The following is a 17557-nucleotide window of genomic DNA, read 5'->3' on the forward strand; positions in this document are numbered from 1 at the left end:
ATAAGCGACGTTTCCGAGTCTGGCATAGGATTTAATGGACACAGTGGTGTAAATGAGGTGACAATTGTCACCATTTGAAACACCTAAAAGACAAAAATCAATATTTTCAGATGGTTAGATGATTTAAAAACCCTGAAATTTTACAACTTCGTCCAGCGATACACGTGGGACATCGAAGTTGTTAATCGGCGCATCGGGATCACGATAGCCAATGGCCATGCCGCAGAAAAAGATATGGTCATCGTCAATGCCCAGCAGCTCGCGCATATAGGTACCATACATGGCCCATATTTCCTGCGGGCAGCTGTCCAGGCCTTCTTCGCGGAGCAGCAGCATGACAGTTTGCAGCCACATGCCCATATCCGACCATTGCGGCGGCCCCATATATTTGGGGGTATAGGTGAACAGCTGCACAGGTGCGCCAAAGCTGTCCCAGTTGGCCATCATCTGTTTGATCCGCGCGCCGCCATCTTCCCTGGGGATTTTTAGAGAATTGAACATCGCTTTGCCGACGCCTTTGCGTTGTTCCTCGTAGCGCCCCTCCAGGTCTTTGGGATAAATATCATATTCCATATTCTCACCCGCAGGTGCGCTAGGAACTTTGGCTTTGACGGCATCTGCAATACGGGTCAGCTCATCCCCGCCAACAACAACCGCATTCCATGGTTGCGTGTTCCCGCCAGATGGCGACCTAGCTGCAGTTTCGAGTATTTTCTGAAGGGTTTTTTGATCAACGGGCTTATCGAGAAATTGGCGGACGGAACGGCGGGACTTAACAGCTTCGGTTACGTTCATTTTGTTTCCTCATCGAAAAGACCAGCGAGTTGTTCGACCATTGTCCCGCCCAATTGCTCCGCGTCCATAATGGTGACGGCGCGTTTATAATAGCGGGTTACATCATGGCCGATGCCAATAGCGACCAGTTGTACTGGAGAGCGCCCCTCGATCCATTCGATAACCTTGCGCAAATGGTTTTCGAGATAGGCACCATGGTTCACCGAAAGGGTTGAGTCATCCACCGGCGCACCATCGGAAATTACCATCAATATGCGGCGTTCTTCGGGCCGGGCAATCAGGCGGCTATGCGCCCAAAGCAAAGCCTCGCCATCGATATTTTCTTTCAGCAACCCTTCGCGCATCATCAAACCAAGATTTTTGCGCGCGCGCCGCCATGGCTCATCCGCCTGTTTATAGATGATATGGCGCAAATCATTGAGCCGTCCCGGATTGGCAGGACGATCCGCCGCGAGCCAGCTTTCGCGGCACTGACCGCCTTTCCATGCGCGCGTGGTAAAGCCCAGTATCTCGGTCTTGACGCCGCAGCGTTCGAGAGTGCGTGCCATGATATCGGCACTGATCGCGGCAATACTGATCGGGCGTCCACGCATTGAGCCTGAATTATCGATCAGCAACGTTACCACGGTATCACGGAAGTCGGTTTCGCGTTCGATCTTATAGGACAGGCTGTGCGCTGGATTGCTAACGACGCGGGCGAGGCGAGCCGCATCCAGCATGCCTTCTTCCTGATCAAAGTCCCAGCTGCGGTTTTGCTGCGCCATCAAGCGGCGTTGCAGGCGGTTAGCGAGTTTTGTAACAGCGCCCTGCAAGTTGGTCAGTTGCTGATCGAGAAATGCGCGCAGCCGGGTGAGTTCTTCCTCATCGCACAATTCGGTGGCGCTGATAATTTCATCGTATTTTTCTGTCCACGGCGCATAGTCAAAGCCGGGCGGTAGATCGGACATCGGGCGGTTAGGCCGGACCGGCATCATGCCATCGTCACCGGCATCACCCATTTCCTCTTCAGCGCCCTCTTCAAGATCGTCGGCGTTTAACTCGCTTTCGCTTTCCTGCGCATCATCCTCGGATTGTTCGGAGCGCATGTCCTGCTGGCCCTGATCGCCAGTGGCTTCATCATCTGCGCCATCATCTTCCTGATCGTCGCTGTCTTCGTCGGAATCATCGTCACTATCGTCTGCTTCAGAATTTTCATCATCGCTTTTGATCAGGTCGAGATGTTCGAGCAGCTGGGTCGAGAGTTTCGCAAAACTGTCCTGATCATCGAGCGTCAGGTTAAGACCATCCAGATCAGCGCCCGCGCCTTCCTCAATCCACTCGCGGAGCATATCGACGCCCTTCAGGGTTGATTCGGGCGGCGCTTCACCAGTCAGTTTTTCTCGCGCCAACAAGGCTAGGGCGGTCGAGATAGGTACTTCGTCGCGATTCTGTGCGCGCGATATCGGGTCAGAGCGCATCCGCATTTCCAGCGCGGCATCGAGATTGCCGTTGACTCCCTTCATATTCCGAGAGCCGAGCGCATCGGTACGAACCTGTTCGAGCGCATCGAAACAGGCGCGGGCAATCGCCTCTTGCGGCGCATTTTTCCGGTGACGACCCTCGTCATGATAGCGTAGTTTCAGTGCAAAACTGTCGGCAAAACCGCGGGCTTGTGCCACCTGATCAGGCGGGAGATCGCGGGCGGGCATCGGTACCTTAAGATGCTCCCCCGATTGCGAGGGCGCTTCGGCGGTATAAGCCAGTTCTACCTCGGGTTCATGGGACATCGCGCGCGCGGTCCCGCCAAGCACGTCTTTCAGATCATCAAGTTTGGAACGGTCTGCCATAGAGGAAGATAGCCATAAGCGGAATCTGGAGGGGAATCAAAGGGCAAAATTCCACCTTTTTGCTAGGGATATAGTCGGTGCCTAGCGATCCGTAGCGGCAGGTGCTTCTTCGCGCCTGCTCTCAATGGCGACACCATCATTATCAAGGCGCAAATCGACCGGGATTCCTCCAATTTCCGTAGAAATGGAGACACTATCACCGCCGTTTATGCGGATTTCGGACTCGCCAAGATCGATCGGCACGTCCTCCAGGTCCTCTATATCCGGCACGTCCAATGGCTTGATCGGCCCATCAGGATCCGGTTTCTGGGCTGGTTTTGGCTTGCTCACTGGGCCAGCGCCTTTGACCGCCTGGCTCATGAAATCGCGCCAGATACGGGCCGGAACGCCGCCGCCATTCACGCCTTTTAGCGGGCTATTGTCATCATTGCCGACCCACACGCCGACGACCAAATCCTCCGCATAGCCGACAAACAGCGCGTCGCGATTATTCTGGCTGGTGCCGGTTTTACCATAGTTAGGAATAGCGAGCTGGGCATTGCGACCGGTGCCTTCGTTGACCGCAGCACGCAGCATGTCTTCCATCCGTTCATGGGTATTGTCACCATAGCGTCCCGGCCAGTCGAACAGCCATTCTGCCCAGCTTTGTTCCTTCTTTTTAAAGGCATAGGCTTTGACTGGCCAACTATTGCTAGCAACGCCCGCATAGGCGGCGGTCAGTTCCAAAAGCGTCATCGTCGATGTGCCGAGCGCTAGACTGGGGTCATCCTCAGCCAATTTTGATGTGACGCCGAGATTTCTGGCTTCTCGGATCACGGCTTTGTCGCCGACTTGCCCGAACAGGCGGACGGCAGCGACATTGCTGGATTTGGCGAACGCCTCTTTCAGTGTGATCTCGCCGCGATATTTCTCTCCCGAGTTTTTCGGTAAGTAACCGCCCTTGGTGATCGGGCTGTCATCGACCATGTCATCCGGATGGACGTCGGCACGCAATGCGGCAAGCCAGACGAATAGCTTGAAAGTCGAGCCGGGTTGCCGTTTGGCTTGCGTCACTCGGTTAAACGCCGATTTCTTGTAATTACGTCCGCCAATCATCGCGACGACTTCGCCATCTGGCCGCATCGCCACCAGCGCAACCTGTGCTTTGCCAAGGGGTGCACGATTGATAACATTATTAGCAATTTTCTGCAGCCGGGAATCCAGCGTGGTAGTGAAGGTCAGCTTGCTATAGCTCATCTCTGACAAAGCGCGCGCGCGCGGCATCGCCCAGTCAGCAAAATAGGTGCCGGTTGGCACCGTATTTTTTGCCCGTACATCGAGCACCGGGTTGGGTAGCTTGTCGGCTTCTGCTTGCGTTAGAAAACCGCCATTGACCATGGCTGACTTCACGAGCTTGGCGCGTTTGGCGGCAAGCTTGGGGTTACGCGTCGGAGCAAGGCGGGAAGGGGCCTGCACCAGTCCGGCCAGCATGATTGCTTGTTCGGGTTTCAGGTTTTCAGGCTTGCGATAATAATAGTGCAGCGAGGCTGCGCGCAGGCCGTAGACATTATCGCCAAAGTAAACGTTGGAGAGATAGCGCTGAAGAATTTCGTCTTTCGACAAGCGCCCCTCCATCCAGAACGCGATCAACATTTCGCGGGCCTTGCGGGTCAAGCTGCGTTCCGGTGTCAGGAAAGTAAGCTTGGCGAGCTGTTGGGTGATGGTGCTGCCGCCCTGGGTAATGCCGCTACCCGTTGCATTGCTCCAAGCTGCGCGGGCGAGGCCGCGCGGGTCGACGCCCCAATGGGAGTAGAAACGCCGGTCTTCTATCGCCAGAAAGGCGTCAACGACATGATCGGGCAATTTATCAATCTCGACCGGCTCATCAACCACCGCGCCGTTGCGCGCAATGGGTTGGCCATCAGCGGTCAACAAGGTGATCTGCGGCGGTGCAATAGGCTGCAAAGATTTGGACAGCGGCGCAGTGATTGCCAGCCAAGCAATGAGAAGAATGAAGAGGAACAGTGCAGCGGCAACGCCCCTACTAAACCACCACCATTTTCCGCGCGGTTTTTTGAGTGGTGCAAGCGGTTCGTCCTGCAAATGCGGGGGCAAGGCGTCGCCATAAGGTTCGTAAAACACAGTCTCAACGGGCGCTTTACGGCCAAAAGGCCAATACCAGCGGCGGCGGGGCGCATCGGGGGGAGACGTTTTATCCAGCATCAGTTACTGTATTATACTAGTAATACACAAAATGCGAGAAAGAATTTTGAACGCCCATTATCCATCCCTCCGTGAGTCGAAGAAAATCATATGGATGTTAATGGGTGAACTCGAAATGAAGCCGGTTTAGGCCCCAACCACACTTTCCGGCAGATCTTCACCAAAGACGCGCTGATAATATTCGGCCACCAGCATCCGTTCGGCTTCATCGCATTTGTTGAGGAAGCTTAGACGGAACGCAAAGCCGACATTGTTGAATATCGCGGCATTCTGGGCCCAACTGATCACAGTCCGCGGGCTCATCACGGTCGAGATATCGCCGTTCACGAAGCCTTGACGCGACAGATCGGCAACCTTGATCATATTCTCGACCGTCTTGTCGTCGGTGTCCGGAACCTTGGAGAGAATGACTTTTGCTTCGGTTGCTGCGGGCAAATAATTGAGCGTGACGACGATATTCCAGCGATCCATCTGGCCCTGGTTAATCTGTTGCGTGCCGTGATACAGCCCACTGGTATCGCCAAGGCCGACTGTATTGGCAGTCGCGAACAGGCGGAAATTCGGATTCGGGCGGATGACGCGGTTCTGATCGAGCAGGGTCAACTTACCCTCGGCCTCCAGAACGCGCTGGATCACGAACATCACGTCGGGGCGGCCAGCATCATATTCGTCAAACACCAAGGCGGTAGGTGTCTGCAACGCCCATGGCAGCAGACCTTCACGGAATTCTGTGACCTGCTGACCATCTTTCAGAACAATGGCGTCACGGCCGACAAGATCGATACGGCTGATATGCGCGTCGAGGTTGATACGGATACAGGGCCAGTTGAGCCGTGCAGCAACCTGTTCAATATGGGTCGATTTACCCGTACCGTGAAAGCCTTGAACCATCACCCGGCGGTTAAACGCAAAACCGGCGAGTATCGCTGCGGTCGTATCCTGATCAAAGACATAGGATGGATCGAGGTCGGGAACCCGCTCATCCTTTTCACTGAACGACGGGATTTGCATGTCCAGATCAATGCCAAACATCTCCCGCGCATCAACGGTCTGGTCCGGTGCGTCCAAAACAGTTTCGCCGCTGCCGTCGGGATGGGTATTTGGTATGTCAGTCATGTTTGTCCTTTGAAAACTCGGGCCTCAATATGAAATGCAAAAAGCCAGAGCCACTATCTAAAATCCGGTGATTCCTTAAGCTGCGTATAGGCCGCGATAACATTTGCCAACTGTTTCTCGTGACTTCTGTTGCCGCCGTTGCGGTCAGGATGATATTTGCGAACGAGTTCGGAGTAGCGCCTGCGGATTTCTCCGCGCTCTGCATCCTCACCAAGCCCTAGCGTCTTTAGTGCCTTGCGGTCGCCAGCGCTGATCGCGCGCCTTGGTGTTTGGGGCCGCGAAACACTGGCAGCAAATCTTGCACCAATTGCATCTAGTGGATCGGTAAAATCACTCCATGCCGGTGCATCGCTTGGTCCGGTTTGATAGATTCGCCGACTGCTGTCCCACCCGCGGATCGGATGCTGCGCTTCAAAAATCTGTTCCTGATCCATGCCGTCGAAATAATCATAGCCTTGATTAAATTCACGGACATGATCGAGACACAGCCAGCGATATTCACCCGGACCATCATAGCCATGGCGCGCGCCATAAATGGGCGGTGCGCGAAATTCACCATCTTGCTCACATCCGTCAATCGCACAGGTCTGGCCATTGCTTTCCACGCGGCCATGAAAGCGGTTTGGCTTCTTTTTTTGAGGATCGGAGGAAGGCAAGAATAGTGTCCGGTTGATAGGTGAGAAGGCGGTTCGCAAATGTTGGTGAAGCCTCTATATAGGCATGATGGAAACAGAATCAAAAGGCCCCGTGGCCGCAGAAATCGAAAAACGGCTCTTGGAGGCACTATCGCCCGCGTCGCTGAATGTTATCAACGACAGCGCCCAACATCATGGCCATGCCGGTGATGACGGCAGCGGAGAGTCGCATTTCACCGTGGAAATCGCCTGCGCCGCCTTTGAAGGGCAATCGCGGCTCAACCGGCAGCGGATGGTCAACAAGGCGCTCGGCGATTTGATGCGGGACAAGGTCCACGCGATGGCGATCAAGGCGACGGTGCCGGGGGAGTGATCCGCTGTGCCTGCCTTTTGGAAACGAAGGGCGAGCAAATCATGCTGGTGCGTGTTCGTAACAATGCGCTTTGGTATCTGCCCGGCGGAACGATTGAAGCCGTTGAAACCGCCGAGCAGGCGCTTATACGCGAAATCGATGAAGAGCTGGGCGTTGCGATTGATGAGCAATCGATGAAATTTGATCGACGCATCGTTGGACCAGCTTTGGGACGGGATGGTGATGTGGAGCTGAATTGTTATCGAGCGCGATGGACTGGTGATATTAAGCCGATGGCGGAGATATCGGAAGTTGCCTTTATCGGTTATCAGCAGACAGACAAAATGGCTCCGGCTATTAAAATTCTAGTGGATGAAATGCAGCGAGGTCAGCAATCATGACAATCCAAAAGGTCAATCTTAAGGACGCCTTTGCAACCTTCTCCGATCATTGGTCTCCCAAAATCGCTGGTGATATCAACGATGCGCAAGTGAAGTTGGCGAAATTTGAAGGTAAATTTGACTGGCATCATCATGAGGAAGAGGATGAGCTGTTCCTCGTTATTGCGGGAACCATGCGCATGGGCCTGCGCACTGGCGATGTCGATGTCGGGCCGGGCGAATTTATCATTGTTCCGCGCGGAGTAGAGCACCGACCCGAGGGTCTTGATGGCGAATGTCATGTGCTGCTGCTTGAACCCAAAACAATCCTGAATACCGGCAATGTTGTGACCGAAAAAACGGTGACGGATTTGGATCGGTTATAGCGGGCTGGCGACTGGCATAAATTCCGCTTTCCTACAGGGGCTGGCTTGTGCTTTATCATTTAAACTATCTATCAACATAGAGGATTCGCAGAGATTTTTTACCGCCATTCAGTGTAAGTTCTGTATAATCTTTATCTAACCGGCCTTGAACCTGAACGAAATCAGACGGGTCATTAGTGCGTCCCGAGCCACTTTACCCAAGCTCCATGGGCATGGGCTTCGCCAAGCTTGACCGGTTCACCGCCACCACCACCTTCTTGAGGCCAGTGCCGGACAATTAGCTCGTGGCGATAAGTCTCGCGATTGGCTTCCAGCGATAGCCATGCCAGCGGCCGTTCTGCCGTCGCTTTGACGCCTGCGGCCTCCATCGCTAGGCTAATCCGATCACGCCCGGCCTTGGGTATATATTGCCAGACGATGGAGTGAACCAAGACCCGGGTGACGCCCGCTTCTTGAGGCTGAGCGAGCTGCTCGATCATCCAGTCATCGGCGCTGGCGCCTTCCAATCGTGGCGCCTTGTCGTTGACGAGCGCGATGGCGGTCTTCATCCGTTCGAAGCGGACTTTATGTTCTGGCCAGATATAGGCAGTCAAGCGGCGGGCTTGCGCGGGATCGGCCAGATCAACCGGCGCAATGTCACAGCCGCGGATCGAGTCAAAGGTGAAAGGCGCATCAGGCGGCGGGGGTCCCTGCCATTCCGGCGCAAAGGACAAAGGCGCATTATCGGGGCCGACAGAAACCCCGCTAAGGTCATAGTGATAGCGATCAATCATCAGGTTGAGGCCAGCGCTGGACCCAATTTCCAGCAGCTCGTAGCGTGGGGGCAGGCCCTGTGCCGTGAGCCAAAGCAATCCAGCGATATAAGAGGAGGAACGCCCGGCCTCGTTGGTTTGGGGTGGGGAATTCAGCCAAGGCAGCAAGGCTGCTTCCTCGCTGGCAATGGTTTCGGATATGATCTGCTCTGCATCGGCGGCGGCTTGATCATCGCCATTATAGATGGCGGAAAGTCGTTCATGTGTGCCCGCGAGGTGGAGCGCATGAAAGCCGCCCGCAACCCGCAAGGGCAGGGCATCGGCCAGCGGATTGCCTTCCCATCCCAACACCCGGCGACCCAATATGGTGTTTTCATCCAGTGCCCCGAGTATCGCCTCGACAATGCGGCCGGTAATCGGCGCGCCGTTGGACCGGCAATATTCGATCTGGTTGGTGAAGGCGTCCTGTATCTTTTGCTGGTGAGACATATTGCCCTTTCCGGTGTGAAGCCCTAATGGGTCGGCTTCTATGACCACACCCCTCATCTTTGCAATCCCCAAGGGACGGATTCTCGACGAAGCCTTGCCAATGCTGGCCAAGGTCGGCATCGAACCTGCACCCGAATTTTTCGACAAGGCCAATCGCAGCCTGATGTTTGGAACCAATCAGGCGCATGTTTCGATCATCCGTGTCCGCGCTTTTGATGTCGCGACCTTTGTCGCCCATGGCGCGGCGCAGATCGGTATTGTCGGATCGGATGTGGTTGAGGAATTCAATTACAGCGAGCTTTACGCCCCGGTTGATCTGGGCATTGGCCGTTGCCGCCTGTCAGTGGCCCAGCCCAAGGATGACGCCGATCAGATCGGCAATATATCCCACATTCGCGTTGCCACCAAATATCCCAACCTTACCAGCCGCCATTTTGAAGCGCAGGGCATTCAGGCAGAATGTGTGAAGCTGAACGGTGCGATGGAATTGGCGCCGTCGCTTGGATTGTCGCGGCATATCGTCGATCTGGTCGAATCCGGCAGCACTCTGAAAGCCAATAATCTTGTCGAGACCGACAGGATTATTGATATCTCTGCGCGGTTGGTGGTCAATCGAGCCGCTTTCAAGATGCGCAGCGAAGAGTTGACAGGACTGGTCCAGAAATTCCGCGAGCTGGTGGGGCAGGTCTGATGGCTTTGCGGCTTTCGACATCCGATAGCGGCTTTGCTGAAGCGTTTGACGCACTCGTTAATGCCCGGCGTGAAGCAGATGCTGATGTGTCAGCGGACGTCGTTGCGATCATCAAAGACGTGCGGGCCAATGGCGACGAAGCGCTATCCCGGCTGACACAGAAATTTGACGGGCACGACTTGGACTTTACTGGCTGGCAAATATCTCAGCTGGAATGTGAAGCAGCGCTGGAAGGCCTTGATCCCAACCTGCGGATCGCCCTCGAACTGGCCGCCATACGGATCCGTGATTATCATGAGGGGCAAAAGCCCGATAACCGCGACTATCGCGATGATGCGGGGGTACGCATTGGTGCCCGCTGGAACGCCGTCGAACGGGCCGGGACATATATTCCTGGTGGCCGCGCAGCCTATCCGTCTTCCGTTTTGATGAATGCCATACCGGCCAAGGTGGCCGGCGCAGATCGCGTCATCATGGTCACGCCGACGCCGGGCGGTGAAGTTAATCCGCTGGTCCTAGCCGCCGCCCAAATTGCCGGTGTTGATGAAATCTGGCGGATCGGCGGCGCGCAGGCAGTGGCGGCATTGGCCTTTGGAACAGAGAAAATCGCACCTGTTGATGTGATTACCGGTCCCGGCAATGCCTGGGTCGCAGAGGCCAAGCGACAGGTTTATGGTGTAGTGGGCATTGATATGGTCGCCGGACCATCCGAGATTGTGGTTGTCGCCGATGGCCAGAATGATCCGGACTGGATTGCCGCTGACTTGCTGTCACAGGCAGAGCATGATCCAACCAGCCAATCGATATTATTTACCGATGATGCCGCCTTTGCCGATCAGGTTGCCGCGCAGGTTGAAAAGCAGCTTGGCGAATTGGCAACAAGCCAGACAGCAACACAGAGCTGGGCCGATAACGGCGCGATCATATTGGTTGATCGGCTGGAAAAAGCTATGCCGCTGGTTGATCGTTTGGCTGCCGAGCATCTCGAGCTGGCTTGCGACGATCCGCAGGCCCTGTTTAACAAGGTCCGTCATGCCGGTTCCGTATTCTTGGGCCGTCACACACCGGAAGCGGTTGGCGATTATGTTGCCGGTCCCAATCATGTGCTGCCAACCGGAAGGCGTGCACGCTTTTCATCCGGGCTGTCGGTAACGGACTTTATGAAGCGCACGAGCTTTTTGGAATGCGATGAAGCGGCGCTTGAAAAAATTGGCCCTGCGGCCTTGGCTCTGGCCGAAGCAGAAGGTTTGCCTGCTCATGCTGCCAGCGTGCAAAAGCGGCTGGACACGAGCCGATAATCAACAGATAGACATAGCCTATGACCATTTCATTATATGACGCAGTTATTCCGTCACAGCTTCAGATTATCGCAGCCGTTCGCGCGCTTGTTGATAAGGCGAAAGCCCATTGTGAAGAAACCAGCACTGCTGCCAAAGACATTATCGGTGCGCGATTGATTGAAGATATGCAGCCCTTTTCCTACCAGGTGAAATGTTGTCGTGAGCATTCGCTGGGTGCGATAGAGGCTGCGCGTGAAGGCGTGTTTACACCCAGCCTGGTAGCGCCACCAGATAGCTGGGAGGGGCTTTACGAAAAGCTCGACGAAGCGAAAGCCGGGCTTGAAAAGGCTGACGAAGCCGAAATGGCCGGTTTTGTCGGACAACCAATGGAATTTCGTTTCAGAGAGACCGTGATGCCATTTACTGTCGAAAATTTCCTGCTCAGTTTCGCACAACCCAATTTCTATTTCCACGCAACCACCGCCTATGATCTACTGCGTGAACGCGGGTTTCAGATTGGCAAAATGGATTTTGTGGGTGTTCCGCGGATGAAGCGGCCAGTATGACCGCAAAATCAAACACCCGATCCACCGCCCGCCTTGCAGCGGTGCAAGCGCTTTTTCAGCATGATATGGAGAAGACGCCGGTACCGCGGCTGCTGAAAGAATTTCATGACCACCGGCTTGGCGCTGAAATTGAGGATGCGCAATATCGTCCGGTAGAGGTCGATTTCTTTGATGATCTCGTCGTTGGAGTGTCCGAAAAACGCGATGAAATTGATGCGCTCATCGCTGAAAAACTGGCATCTGGCTGGTCTATGGGGCGGCTCGACAAAACAATGTTGCAAATTTTGCGCGCCGGGGCCTTTGAATTAATGGCGCGGGACGATGTTCCGACGGGGACGGTAATCAGTGAGTATGTTGACATCGCACATGCCTTTTTTGATAAAAAGGACAGCGGTTTCATAAATGGATTGCTGGACGCTATAGCGAAGCAGGTTCGGGGCAGCTGAGGGGCTGACATTCACACGGTCCTGCTTTGTAGGGGAGTGTGAGTGTTAGTTATAGATGTGGGGCACATCTTCTTTGTGAAGGGGGCCTCGATTGACCGAATTAGATTTTATTGACCAGTTAAAAGCACTGGCAACCCATCCGGCTGCACGCGGATTGGCTGATGATGCGGCGGTATTGCCATTTGGGCGGCACAAGCTGGTCATGACCCATGACATGCTTTTGGAGGACGTTCATTTTCTGTCCAGCGCTGATCCGGCTGACGTGGCCTGGAAACTGGTAGCCGTCAACCTGTCTGATCTTGCGGCCAAAGGCGCTAAACCGCTTGGTATATTAATGGGCTATAGCCGGACAGACGATGACGCTTGGGACACGGCTTTTATTCGCGGCTTGAAAGAGGCGATCAGCCATTTCTGTGTGCCTTTGCTGGGCGGCGATACCGTTTCTGCGGGAACGGATGGCAAACGAACATTGGCATTGACCGCTTTTGGTGAAGCGAAAGGCCATATCATACCCGCGCGCTGCGGCGCGGAACCGGGGCATAGCATATATGTGACGGGCACTATCGGCGATGCGTGGGCTGGTCTGCAGATAGCGTCTGGTAAGGCGCATGCCGAAGATATCGAAACGTCCGCCGCTCTGCTGAAAGCGCACAACAGGCCTGATCCGAAGCTGGATGATGGTCGGGCTTTGTCGTCTCTGGTCAGCACAATGATGGATGTCTCAGATGGCTTGCTGCTTGATGCTTCCCGGATAGCCAGTGCGAGCGGGGTCAATCTCGAAATCGATCTGGACCAACTTCCTTTGTCGCAATCATTTAAAACCGTGTTTGGTGAGGGTGAAGAGGCTCGTATGAGCGCAGCGACAGGCGGCGATGATTATCAATTATTGCTCACCGCCAGCCCGGAGACTGTATTGCCGATCAACCTAACCCAAATTGGTAAATGCCGGCCAGGGTCAGGCGTATCGCTGATCCAAAAAGGTGAGCGGGTCGGTCTGCCCGAAACACTGGGTTTTGTGCATGCTTGATCCGACCTGATTTCTTCCAATTTTCGAGGTATCTGAAATGCTAGGGAATGCCTATAAAATCAGGGGTTGCGCCATGCGCTTCACGCTTTATAAGTTTCCGCGATATTGCCCCGCTTCTGGGGCGTTTCATTATAAAAATATAGGGGGAGAAGAACAGCAATGACTGTTGTCACCATTTCAATAATCTGCGGTTTAATTGCCGTATTATATGGGTTTATTACAAGCCGTCAGGTGCTCGGCGCACCGGCTGGCAATGAAAAAATGCAGGACATTGCCGCGGCTATTCAGGAAGGTGCACAAGCCTATCTGAACCGGCAATATCGGGCGATTGGTATCGTTGGCATCGTTGTCGCGGTTATTGTTTACTTGTTCCTTGGCGGCATTTCGACCGTCGGTTTCCTGGTTGGCGCCATTCTTTCTGGCGTTGCAGGATATATTGGCATGAACATTTCGGTTCGCGCCAATGTCCGGACGGCACAGGGCGCTAGCGAAAGCCTGCAAACTGGTCTCACCGTCGCGTTTCGCGCTGGTGCTGTGACCGGTATGTTGGTGGCTGGCCTTGCCTTGCTTGCAATCTCGATATTCTATTGGGTGCTGACAACGCAACTAGGTCTTGAAGCGAAAAGCCGGACGGTGATTGACTCGTTGGTGGCTCTGGCCTTCGGCGCTTCGCTGATTTCGATCTTCGCACGTTTGGGTGGCGGTATCTTTACCAAAGCTGCTGACGTTGGCGCTGATCTGGTTGGCAAGGTTGAAGCGGGCATCCCTGAGGATGATCCACGTAACCCTGCAACCATTGCTGATAACGTGGGCGATAATGTCGGTGACTGTGCCGGTATGGCAGCTGATTTGTTCGAAACCTATGTTGTGACTGTTGGTGCGACCATGGTGCTTCTGGCGCTTACATTTGGTGACCTTGTCGGCAATGGAATGTTGAACAACCTGATGTCTTTGCCTCTGATTGTTGGCGGCGTCTGCATCATCACTTCCATCATCGGGACCTACATGGTGCGCTTGGGCAAAGGCACCAATATCATGGGCGCCTTGTATAAAGGCTTCATCACCACTGCTGTGCTATCTATTCCGGCAATCTATTATGTCACCATGCGCACGCTGGGTGATATGAACACGGTTATTGGTCAGGGCCTTGATGGAACTGGTGGTTTCACCGGTATGGCCTTGTTTTGGTCAATGATGGTTGGTCTGGCCGTTACTGGTCTGATCATCTGGATCACCGAATATTATACCGGTACGGAATATCGTCCGGTGCGTTCCATCGCTAAATCTTCTGAAACTGGTCATGGTACCAATGTGATCCAGGGACTGGCGATTTCTATGGAAGCTACTGCATTGCCAACATTGGTAATCGTGGTTGGTATCGTTGTGGCATTCCAGCTTGCTGGTCTAATCGGTCTAGCCTTTGCTGCGACATCGATGTTGGCTCTGGCTGGCATGGTTGTGGCGCTCGATGCTTATGGTCCGGTGACTGACAATGCTGGCGGTATTGCTGAAATGGCGGGACTGGACGAAAGTGTCCGTAACAAGACTGATGCTCTCGATGCTGTTGGTAACACCACCAAAGCTGTTACCAAGGGCTATGCCATTGGTTCTGCTGGTCTGGCGGCGCTCGTGTTGTTCTCTGCCTATACCGCTGACCTCAGGGAGTTCTTCCCTGATCTGGAAATTAGCTTCAGTCTCGAAAATCCCTATGTGATTGTCGGTCTGTTGCTCGGCGCTTTGTTGCCATATCTCTTCGGAGCCATGGGTATGACCGCTGTGGGCCGTGCTGCTGGCGACGTTGTGAAAGACGTTCGCGCGCAGTTTGCTGCTGACAAGGGCATTATGGATGGCACATCGCGTCCCGACTATGCGCGTACGGTTGATCTTGTGACCAAGGCGGCGATTAAGGAAATGATCCTGCCATCGCTGCTTCCGGTGCTGGCACCGATTGTAGTCTATTTCGTGGTCACTGCCGTATCGGATCAGGCCAATGGCTTTGCGGCTCTAGGCGCATTGCTGCTCGGCGTGATCGTCTCCGGTCTGTTCGTTGCTCTGTCGATGACAGCAGGCGGCGGCGCATGGGACAATGCGAAGAAATATATCGAAGACGGTAATCATGGCGGCAAGGGTTCAGAAGCCCATAAAGCAGCTGTGACGGGTGATACTGTGGGTGACCCTTACAAGGATACTGCAGGTCCAGCCGTGAACCCGATGATCAAGATCACCAATATTGTTGCCTTACTGCTACTCGCGGCGCTGGCGCACGGTATGGCTTGAGGCTTATCTCAATATTGGCCTAAAAGACCCCGCTGGAAGAAATTCCGGCGGGGTTTTCTTTGGGTTGTTCTTGATGTCCCGTCTCCCCCATAGATCCAGAAATCGCCGTTAATCGGTTATTACCCTATTTTTGCTAGCAAAATGCCCAGATTTAAGAGGGCAACGATATGGATGCAGGCGGGTTTCAGGCCCAAAGTGATGAAGAGGTTCATTATGAAACCTCTGATCGTGTGTGCCTGCAAAGCTCTGCGTCTGCTGAACTACAGCCGATAGCCACAATGGGCGCGGATTTGCTACCATCCTGGCAGAAACTGGCCCGCAATGCAGCAGAGCCCAATGTCTTTTATGAGCATTGGCTACTCGACCCCGCATTGAAGCATTTCAGCACCCATTCAGAACTCAGCCTGTTTCTGTTCTGGGCGGGTGTGCCGCACAAGTCCGATTTGCTCGGATTGTTGCCGGTTGGTCCATCGCGGCAATTTGGGCGCTGGCCAGTACCCTTTGTCCAGAACTGGACCCATCATAACAGTTTTCTCGGCACACCATTGGTACGAAGCGGATTTGAGAACCAATTCTGGACCGCGTTGTTCAAGGAATTGGATGCCAAAAACTGGCCTGGTTTCTTGCATATCAGGGGACTGACAGTTGGCGGCCCGTTGGATCAAGCCTTGCGGGCGGTCTGTGCTCGGCAAAAGCGGCGCTGCGACTTGGTGCACAGCGAGGCGCGCGCGTTACTGGAAAGCGATCTGGACGCGGAGAGCTATTATGCCGAAACGGTCAGGTCCAAAAAACGCAAGGAACTTAGACGTCAGTCCAAACGATTGGCCGAAATGGGCGATCTGAAATTTTCACATTACGTCGACGATGCCGACCTAAGCGCATGGACAGATGATTTTCTGGCGCTGGAGCGGCAAAGCTGGAAAGGGCAGGAGGGTTCGGCGCTTGATTGCTCCGATGATACCCGAAGTTTCTTTAGTGAAGCTTTGGCAGGCGCCGCCCGCGTCGGCCAGCTTGAGCGCCATGACCTAAGGCTCCATGGCAAACCACTGGCGATGCTGGTAAATTTCCAATCCGCACCGGGCAGTTTTTCTTTCAAAACCACATTTGACGACACCTATGCGCGTTTTTCTCCTGGCGTTTTGCTGCAACTTGAAAATCTCAAAATTCTCGAACAACCGCACATAGACTGGATGGATAGCTGTGCGGCAGAGGACCATCCGATGATCGACAGCCTCTGGTCCGAGCGCCGCCATATCGGTCGTTTCTCTATTGAACTGAAAGGCCTGTCGCGCACCGTCATGTTTCGGGGAGTTCGTCTTGGCGAAGACCTGATGGCACATCTCAAGAAACGCGAAATTGTTGACATTGCACAGGTGCAGACATGAACCAGATTTCTGGAAAAGATGCGTTTAGCAGGCAGGTATTTGGTGAGACTGTCCGGCGGGAATTTGCCGGATGCTATCCTGAACAGCCGCAGATACTCGACCACAATATGGTGACGAATGAACTGCTCTCGCTCGATGCTTTGGCAAAGCTCGGGACGGCTTTGCCAAAAGCCAGTGTCGAATATAACCCCGGTGACCTGCCGGTGGGGATCGACCCGAATGATGTGCCGGATAATGGCATGTCGATTGCCGATACGATTCTGATGATAGAAAATTCGGCGAGCTGGGCCGTGCTCAAAAATATCGAGCAGGTACCGGAATATGAAGCATTGCTGCTATCCTTGCTCGCGGAAATTAGACCAATACTGGAAAGCAAGACCGGCAAGATGCTGCGCCCGCAGGGTTTCATCTTTGTCTCGTCTCCGAACGCGATGACGCCGTATCATTTCGATCCGGAGCATAACATCCTGCTGCAACTGCGCGGTGAAAAGGTGATGACAGTCTTTCCTGCCGGCGATGAGAAATTCGCTCCGGCCACATCCCATGAATCCTATCATACCGGCGGACCGCGGAATCTGATCTGGCAAGATGATTTCGCAGACCATGGACAGGCCTTTCACTTGACGCCCGGCAAGGCGATTTTCGTGCCGGTGATGGCGCCGCATTTTGTCAGAAACGGATCGCAGCCAAGCATTTCCCTTTCCATCACTTGGCGTTCCGATTGGAGCTTTGGCGAAGCGGATGCCCATGCGTTCAATCATATGCTGCGCGGCTGGGGGATGCACCCGGCGGCTCCGGGTCGGTTCCCGAAGCATAATAAAGGGAAAGCCATGGGTTGGCGTGTTTTGCGAAAGCTGGGTTTGGTGAAGTAGCTGTTTATCGGCGGCGGAATTCCAACGAAGTTCACAAAGTACACAAGTCCTTTTGGGGTCTTTTCCGCTCGAAATAATAT

17 protein-coding genes are annotated in these 17557 nt (G+C 54.2%); 11 read left to right on the forward strand and 6 right to left on the reverse strand.

Annotation, left to right across the window (positions count from 1 at the left end):
- Positions 1-123: 123 nt before the first annotated feature.
- The 5 genes from ABJM21_RS03470 to ABJM21_RS03490 all read right to left on the reverse strand — a co-directional run bounded on the left by ABJM21_RS03470 (position 124) and on the right by ABJM21_RS03490 (position 6595).
- A complete protein-coding gene (locus ABJM21_RS03470; protein WP_348302791.1) occupies positions 124-795 on the reverse strand; it encodes a nitroreductase in 672 nt (223 codons plus the stop codon).
- Positions 792-2621: a cobaltochelatase subunit CobT gene (gene cobT / locus ABJM21_RS03475; RefSeq protein ID WP_348302790.1), complete on the reverse strand. Its 1830-nt coding sequence runs from the start codon at positions 2619-2621 to the stop codon at positions 792-794. Before cobT ends, ABJM21_RS03470 begins: the two co-directional genes overlap by 4 nt.
- An 81-nt stretch (positions 2622-2702) precedes the next feature.
- Positions 2703-4823 carry a transglycosylase domain-containing protein gene (locus ABJM21_RS03480; protein WP_348302789.1) on the reverse strand — a complete coding sequence of 707 codons (2121 nt, stop codon included), beginning with the start codon at positions 4821-4823 and terminating at the stop codon, positions 2703-2705.
- Positions 4824-4949: 126 nt separating this feature from the next.
- Positions 4950-5939 (reverse strand): cobaltochelatase subunit CobS, encoded by a 990-nt coding sequence (gene cobS / locus ABJM21_RS03485; RefSeq protein WP_348302788.1) that lies wholly within the window; start codon positions 5937-5939, stop codon positions 4950-4952.
- A 53-nt stretch (positions 5940-5992) separates the two neighbouring features.
- The gene (locus tag ABJM21_RS03490; protein ID WP_348302787.1) at positions 5993-6595 is read right to left on the reverse strand and encodes a J domain-containing protein; all 603 of its coding nucleotides are present in this window, start codon (positions 6593-6595) and stop codon (positions 5993-5995) included.
- 67 nt (positions 6596-6662) lie between these two features.
- Here ABJM21_RS03490 and ABJM21_RS03495 point away from each other — a divergent pair, with 67 nt between their 5' ends.
- From ABJM21_RS03495 to ABJM21_RS03505, 3 genes are read left to right on the forward strand one after another with little or no spacing between them, the layout of a single operon-like run.
- Positions 6663-6947, forward strand: coding sequence for a BolA family protein (locus ABJM21_RS03495; protein ID WP_348302786.1), 285 nt, complete (start codon positions 6663-6665; stop codon positions 6945-6947).
- Positions 6944-7327 (forward strand): NUDIX domain-containing protein, encoded by a 384-nt coding sequence (locus tag ABJM21_RS03500; protein WP_348302785.1) that lies wholly within the window; start codon positions 6944-6946, stop codon positions 7325-7327. Before ABJM21_RS03495 ends, ABJM21_RS03500 begins: the two co-directional genes overlap by 4 nt.
- Positions 7324-7692, forward strand: a complete 369-nt coding sequence (locus ABJM21_RS03505; RefSeq protein ID WP_348302784.1) for a cupin domain-containing protein — start codon at positions 7324-7326, stop codon at positions 7690-7692. Before ABJM21_RS03500 ends, ABJM21_RS03505 begins: the two co-directional genes overlap by 4 nt.
- Positions 7693-7865: 173 nt before the next feature.
- On the opposite strand, the gene ABJM21_RS03510 is transcribed toward ABJM21_RS03505, so the two are convergent.
- A complete protein-coding gene (locus ABJM21_RS03510; RefSeq protein WP_348302783.1) occupies positions 7866-8933 on the reverse strand; it encodes a DUF2332 domain-containing protein in 1068 nt (355 codons plus the stop codon).
- Between the two features lie 40 nt (positions 8934-8973).
- Between ABJM21_RS03510 and hisG the strand changes: the two genes are divergently transcribed.
- From hisG to ABJM21_RS03550, 8 genes are all read left to right on the forward strand, one after another.
- Complete coding sequence (gene hisG, locus ABJM21_RS03515; RefSeq protein ID WP_109356436.1) at positions 8974-9624, forward strand: ATP phosphoribosyltransferase; 651 nt, start codon at positions 8974-8976, stop codon at positions 9622-9624.
- Positions 9624-10922: a histidinol dehydrogenase gene (gene hisD / locus ABJM21_RS03520; protein WP_348302782.1), complete on the forward strand. Its 1299-nt coding sequence runs from the start codon at positions 9624-9626 to the stop codon at positions 10920-10922. Before hisG ends, hisD begins: the two co-directional genes overlap by 1 nt.
- 20 nt (positions 10923-10942) lie before the next feature.
- Positions 10943-11470 (forward strand): DUF1993 domain-containing protein, encoded by a 528-nt coding sequence (locus ABJM21_RS03525; RefSeq protein ID WP_348302781.1) that lies wholly within the window; start codon positions 10943-10945, stop codon positions 11468-11470.
- Positions 11467-11916 carry a transcription antitermination factor NusB gene (gene nusB, locus ABJM21_RS03530; RefSeq protein WP_348302780.1) on the forward strand — a complete coding sequence of 150 codons (450 nt, stop codon included), beginning with the start codon at positions 11467-11469 and terminating at the stop codon, positions 11914-11916. Before ABJM21_RS03525 ends, nusB begins: the two co-directional genes overlap by 4 nt.
- 91 nt (positions 11917-12007) lie before the next feature.
- Entirely contained in the window at positions 12008-12943 is a 936-nt protein-coding gene (thiL, locus tag ABJM21_RS03535; protein ID WP_348302779.1) for a thiamine-phosphate kinase, read from the forward strand.
- A 159-nt stretch (positions 12944-13102) separates the two neighbouring features.
- The gene (locus tag ABJM21_RS03540) at positions 13103-15220 is read left to right on the forward strand and encodes a sodium-translocating pyrophosphatase (protein ID WP_348302778.1); all 2118 of its coding nucleotides are present in this window, start codon (positions 13103-13105) and stop codon (positions 15218-15220) included.
- A 167-nt stretch (positions 15221-15387) separates the two neighbouring features.
- A complete protein-coding gene (locus ABJM21_RS03545) occupies positions 15388-16605 on the forward strand; it encodes a GNAT family N-acetyltransferase (protein ID WP_348302777.1) in 1218 nt (405 codons plus the stop codon).
- Positions 16602-17477: a cupin-like domain-containing protein gene (locus tag ABJM21_RS03550; RefSeq protein ID WP_348302776.1), complete on the forward strand. Its 876-nt coding sequence runs from the start codon at positions 16602-16604 to the stop codon at positions 17475-17477. Before ABJM21_RS03545 ends, ABJM21_RS03550 begins: the two co-directional genes overlap by 4 nt.
- Positions 17478-17557 lie beyond the last annotated feature (80 nt).

Source organism: Parasphingorhabdus sp. (genome assembly GCF_039977335.1).
Classification (GTDB): Bacteria; Pseudomonadota; Alphaproteobacteria; order Sphingomonadales; family Sphingomonadaceae; genus Parasphingorhabdus.

Coding starts and splice junctions, on each gene's coding strand:
- hisG (WP_109356436.1), top strand. CDS start 8,974: ATGACCACACCCCTCATCTTTGCAATCCCCAAGGGACGGATTCTCGAC.
- ABJM21_RS03545 (WP_348302777.1), top strand. CDS start 15,388: ATGGATGCAGGCGGGTTTCAGGCCCAAAGTGATGAAGAGGTTCATTAT.
- ABJM21_RS03480 (WP_348302789.1), bottom strand. CDS start 4,823: ATGCTGGATAAAACGTCTCCCCCCGATGCGCCCCGCCGCCGCTGGTAT.
- hisD (WP_348302782.1), top strand. CDS start 9,624: ATGGCTTTGCGGCTTTCGACATCCGATAGCGGCTTTGCTGAAGCGTTT.
- ABJM21_RS03550 (WP_348302776.1), top strand. CDS start 16,602: ATGAACCAGATTTCTGGAAAAGATGCGTTTAGCAGGCAGGTATTTGGT.
- ABJM21_RS03540 (WP_348302778.1), top strand. CDS start 13,103: ATGACTGTTGTCACCATTTCAATAATCTGCGGTTTAATTGCCGTATTA.
- cobS (WP_348302788.1), bottom strand. CDS start 5,939: ATGACTGACATACCAAATACCCATCCCGACGGCAGCGGCGAAACTGTT.
- ABJM21_RS03525 (WP_348302781.1), top strand. CDS start 10,943: ATGACCATTTCATTATATGACGCAGTTATTCCGTCACAGCTTCAGATT.
- ABJM21_RS03495 (WP_348302786.1), top strand. CDS start 6,663: ATGGAAACAGAATCAAAAGGCCCCGTGGCCGCAGAAATCGAAAAACGG.
- ABJM21_RS03510 (WP_348302783.1), bottom strand. CDS start 8,933: ATGTCTCACCAGCAAAAGATACAGGACGCCTTCACCAACCAGATCGAA.
- ABJM21_RS03470 (WP_348302791.1), bottom strand. CDS start 795: ATGAACGTAACCGAAGCTGTTAAGTCCCGCCGTTCCGTCCGCCAATTT.
- cobT (WP_348302790.1), bottom strand. CDS start 2,621: ATGGCAGACCGTTCCAAACTTGATGATCTGAAAGACGTGCTTGGCGGG.
- nusB (WP_348302780.1), top strand. CDS start 11,467: ATGACCGCAAAATCAAACACCCGATCCACCGCCCGCCTTGCAGCGGTG.
- ABJM21_RS03505 (WP_348302784.1), top strand. CDS start 7,324: ATGACAATCCAAAAGGTCAATCTTAAGGACGCCTTTGCAACCTTCTCC.